Raw genomic sequence first — 3,937 nt, 5'->3', positions numbered from 1 at the left:
AACTTGAAATCAGTTATTTCGCCGAGGTCGGCAACATAATGGTGATTTCGTCAGCTTGGGACAGATTGAGCGCCTTGCGCGCCTGCTCATCGAGCATGTCCTTCTCGAGCGTGCCTTCATGCATCAGCCGAACGCGGCGCTCGAGCTCCATGCGGCGCGCCTTGATCGCATCGAGCTGGCCTTGCAGCGCAACCGTCTGGGCTTCCAGCTGATATTTCGAGTAGATACCGAATTCGCCGTGATAGGCATGAAAGCCGAAATAGGCCAGGAACGCCACGCAAAGCGAGGGAATGATCAGCCGGCCGGTGTTTCTCTGCTTGTGCTGACGCGTCCACATCGCCCGATTCCTCTAGAGCATGATGCCGAAAAGTGTGAAGCGGTTTTCGGACGACATCATGCTCTATCTCTTTGATTTAGAGTCGGATTCAGATTTCAGGTCGAACAGACCTGAGATCATCCGGCTCTAGCCCGCGAACTCAGGCGGCTCACGATCTTTCTCGCCCGATTGTGCTTAACGGACGGTTACGGGTGACCTGTTTGGCGGCGCCGAAACGAAAAAGGGCGGGAATGCTCCCGCCCTTTTGTCCGGTATCGATGAGCCGGTGTTTCCGGATCAGCCCTTGACCACCGACTTGCCGGCGTAGCTTGCCTGCTTGCCGAGCTCTTCCTCGATGCGGATCAGCTGATTGTACTTGGCCATGCGGTCCGAGCGCGACAGCGAGCCGGTCTTGATCTGTCCGCAATTGGTGGCGACGGCGAGATCGGCAATGGTCGAATCCTCGGTTTCGCCCGAGCGGTGCGACATCACGGCGGTGTAGCCGGCCTTGTGCGCGGTCTCGACGGCGTCGAGCGTTTCCGTAAGCGAGCCGATCTGGTTGACCTTAACCAGGATCGAGTTGGCAACCCCCATGCGGATGCCGTCGCGCAGCCGCGCCGTGTTGGTGACGAACAAATCGTCGCCAACCAGCTGCGTCTTCTTGCCGATCAGGTCGGTCAGGTACTTCCAGCCTTCCCAATCGTCCTCGGCAAGACCGTCCTCGATCGAGATGATCGGATAGTCGGCGGCAAGCTTGGCCAGGTATTTGGCCTGGGCCTTGGGATCGCGCGTCTTTTTCTCGCCTTCATAGACGTAGTTGCCGTCCTTGAAGAACTCGGTCGCGGCGCAATCGAGGCCGAGCGCGATCTCGTCGCCCGGCTTGAAGCCGGCCTGCTCGATCGATTCCATGATGAAATCGAGCGCCACCGGAGCGCTTTTCAGGTTCGGGGCAAAGCCGCCCTCGTCGCCGACATTGGTGTTGTGGCCGGCATCCTTCAGTTTCTTGCGCAGCGTATGGAAGATTTCCGAACCCCAGCGGACACCTTCGCGCAGCGTCGGCGCGCCGATCGGCAGGATCATGAATTCCTGGAAATCGATCGGGTTGTCGGCATGCGCGCCGCCATTGATGATGTTCATCATCGGTACCGGCAGGAGATGCGCCTTGGTGCCTCCGACATAACGGTAGAGCGGCAGGCCGGCGGCATCAGCGGCCGCCTTGGCCACCGCCAGCGAAACGCCGAGAATGGCGTTGGCGCCAAGCCGGCTCTTGTTGGGCGTGCCGTCGAGCTCGATCATGGTCTGGTCGATATGAATCTGGTTTTCGGCTTCCATGCCGCCGATGGCCTCGAACAGCTCGCCGTTCACCGCCTCGACGGCTTTGAGCACGCCTTTGCCGAGATAGCGGGCGCCGCCGTCGCGCAGTTCGACGGCCTCGTGGGCACCGGTCGAAGCACCCGACGGCACCGCCGCGCGGCCCATCGAGCCGTCTTCGAGAATGACATCGACCTCGACGGTCGGATTTCCACGGCTGTCCAGGATTTCACGCCCGACAATGTCGACGATGGCGGTCATTTGCGATGTCCTCGATTGATCTGAAGAATGCCGCACGTCTTAGCCAAAGTGCTGCAAAAGGCAATCGGCCCGCTGGCAATTGTTGCCGCGGCAACAGCGTCCGAACGATTCACGAAGCGCAAATCGCTGTCATCATAAGTCATGTACGGTCGGCTGACTTCCGGTTAAGGTGCAGCGCGCGGGGCGAAACAGGAGGAGTTTCGCCATGTCTCAGTTGAGCGGTATCGTGAGTCTGTTTCTGATCGCGGCGGCATTCCTGACGTCATGCGACAATCAGCAGTCGCCGCCGAAGGCGATGGCCCCCTTACACGTCAGCGAATAAGCCGGAATCCAAAGCGGCCCCGTCTCTCTCGACGGGGCCGCTTTGTCGTTGTTGTTAATGCCAGTAAGGCGTGACCTTGTAATAATTGTAGGATTCGTCGCGCGCCGCCTCGCCATCGGCACCGGTCAGTTCGTTGATCGAATAGGCCGGTGCCGCCATGAGTTGTTCCTTGGAAAACGGCACGACATAACCGCCCTTGTCCTCATCATAGTCGAGGCTTGCCCAGGGAATGGCGTGATATTTCTCGCCGATGCCAAGGAAGCCGCCAAAACCGATGACCGCGAACATGATCCCGTTCGTCATCTTGTCGAGCATCACATCCTCTATGCTGCCGATGCTTGTGCCTTCGGTGTTGTAGACCGATGTGCCGATGACCCGCGAAGCGGCAATGGCTTGGGTGTGGCCAGTCTGGGTTGCCATGATTGTGCTCCTCATTGTGGTTTCGAACCATAATTGGACAATGAGGGGCGCGGGCGAAGGTTCCCGACTTTTTCGGCGTCGACCGATCACTCCGCGAGGATGAAGGTAACCTTCATGTTGACGCGATAAGCAACGATCTTGCCGTCCTGGACGACGATCTTCTGGTCCTGGATCCAGGCGCCCTCGACGTTCTTCAGCGTTTTGGATGCGCGCGCAATTCCCTGTTCGATGGCGTCCTGAAAGCTCTTCTTCGACGACGATGTGATTTCGGTGACGCGGGCGACAGACATGGCTTCCTCCTGCCAAAACGCTCATTTGCCGGTAGAGCGTACAGGCGGCTTGCGCCGTCCACAAGCATCGGCGGTCGACAGAGGATATTGTCCGGCCTAGAGACCCTTGGCGATGCGGTCGAATGCCATCAGCCGCTCGAGTAGAGCGGGCATGTCCTTCAACGGCAGCATGTTGGGGCCGTCGGAAGAGGTCGAGTTGCCAGGATCCTGATGGGTCTCGATGAAGACGCCGGCAACGCCGACAGCGACGGCCGCGCGCGCCAGCGTCTCGACAAAACGACGTTCACCGCCCGAGGAACCGCCCTGCCCGCCCGGCTGCTGCACCGAATGGGTCGCATCGAAGATCACCGGCGCGCCGATCTCTGCCATGACAGGCAAAGCGCGCATGTCGGAGACCAGCGTGTTGTAGCCGAAAGAAGCACCGCGCTCGGTGGTCAGCACATTGGCATTGCCGGATCCGGTGATCTTGGCGACGACGTTCTTCATGTCCCAGGGGGCAAGGAACTGTCCCTTCTTCACGTTGATGACCTTGCCGGTTTTCGCCGCGGCGACCAGCATGTCGGTCTGGCGCGACAGGAAAGCCGGAATCTGCAGGACATCGACATGCGGCGCCACGATGGCGCACTGCTCCTCGGTGTGGACATCGGTCAGCACCGGGAGCGAAAATTCCTTGCGCAGTTCGTCGAAGACGGGAAGTGCCGCGTCCATGCCGGCGCCGCGCGTCGCCGACAGCGAGGTGCGGTTGGCCTTGTCGTAGCTGGTCTTGTAGACGAGGCCTATTCCGAGCCTGCCGGTCAGTTCCTTCAGCGCGCCGGCCATGTCGAAAGCGTGCTGACGCGACTCGAACTGGCACGGGCCGGCGATCAGCGACAGAGCCGCCTTGTTGTCGAAGACGACATTGCCGACAATTACCGCTGAATTGGGCGCGACGGGCTTGTTCATTTGGTCTCCCGGAAGATGAAAGCCGCGCCCTGTCCGGGTGCAGGCTGCACGACAATATCATTGCCCGCTATATCG

At 60.0% G+C, this 3,937-nt stretch carries 5 protein-coding genes; all 5 read right to left on the bottom strand.

Going from position 1 to position 3,937, the window contains the following annotated elements:
* Positions 1 to 13 precede the first annotated feature (13 nt).
* Entirely contained in the window at positions 14 to 337 is a 324-nt protein-coding gene (locus tag EN884_RS28580) for a septum formation initiator family protein (RefSeq protein WP_027038975.1), read from the bottom strand.
* A gap of 276 nt (positions 338 to 613) precedes the next feature.
* Positions 614 to 1,888, bottom strand: coding sequence for a phosphopyruvate hydratase (eno, locus tag EN884_RS28575; protein WP_013531479.1), 1,275 nt, complete (start codon positions 1,886 to 1,888; stop codon positions 614 to 616).
* A 376-nt stretch (positions 1,889 to 2,264) separates the two neighbouring features.
* Positions 2,265 to 2,630, bottom strand: a complete 366-nt coding sequence (locus tag EN884_RS28565) for a PRC-barrel domain-containing protein (protein ID WP_024505095.1) — start codon at positions 2,628 to 2,630, stop codon at positions 2,265 to 2,267.
* Positions 2,631 to 2,716: 86 nt separating this feature from the next.
* Positions 2,717 to 2,920, bottom strand: a complete 204-nt coding sequence (locus EN884_RS28560; RefSeq protein ID WP_013531476.1) for a dodecin family protein — start codon at positions 2,918 to 2,920, stop codon at positions 2,717 to 2,719.
* Between the two features lie 96 nt (positions 2,921 to 3,016).
* Entirely contained in the window at positions 3,017 to 3,862 is an 846-nt protein-coding gene (kdsA, locus tag EN884_RS28555; protein ID WP_063168052.1) for a 3-deoxy-8-phosphooctulonate synthase, read from the bottom strand.
* Between the last annotated feature and the right edge of the window lie 75 nt (positions 3,863 to 3,937).

Origin of the sequence: Mesorhizobium sp. M7A.F.Ca.AU.001.01.1.1 (genome assembly GCF_004022735.1) — a bacterium.
GTDB lineage: Bacteria > Pseudomonadota > Alphaproteobacteria > Rhizobiales > Rhizobiaceae > Mesorhizobium > Mesorhizobium ciceri.
Note: the sequence above shows the minus strand (reverse complement) of the source record. Positions and strands in the feature narration are given on the sequence as shown.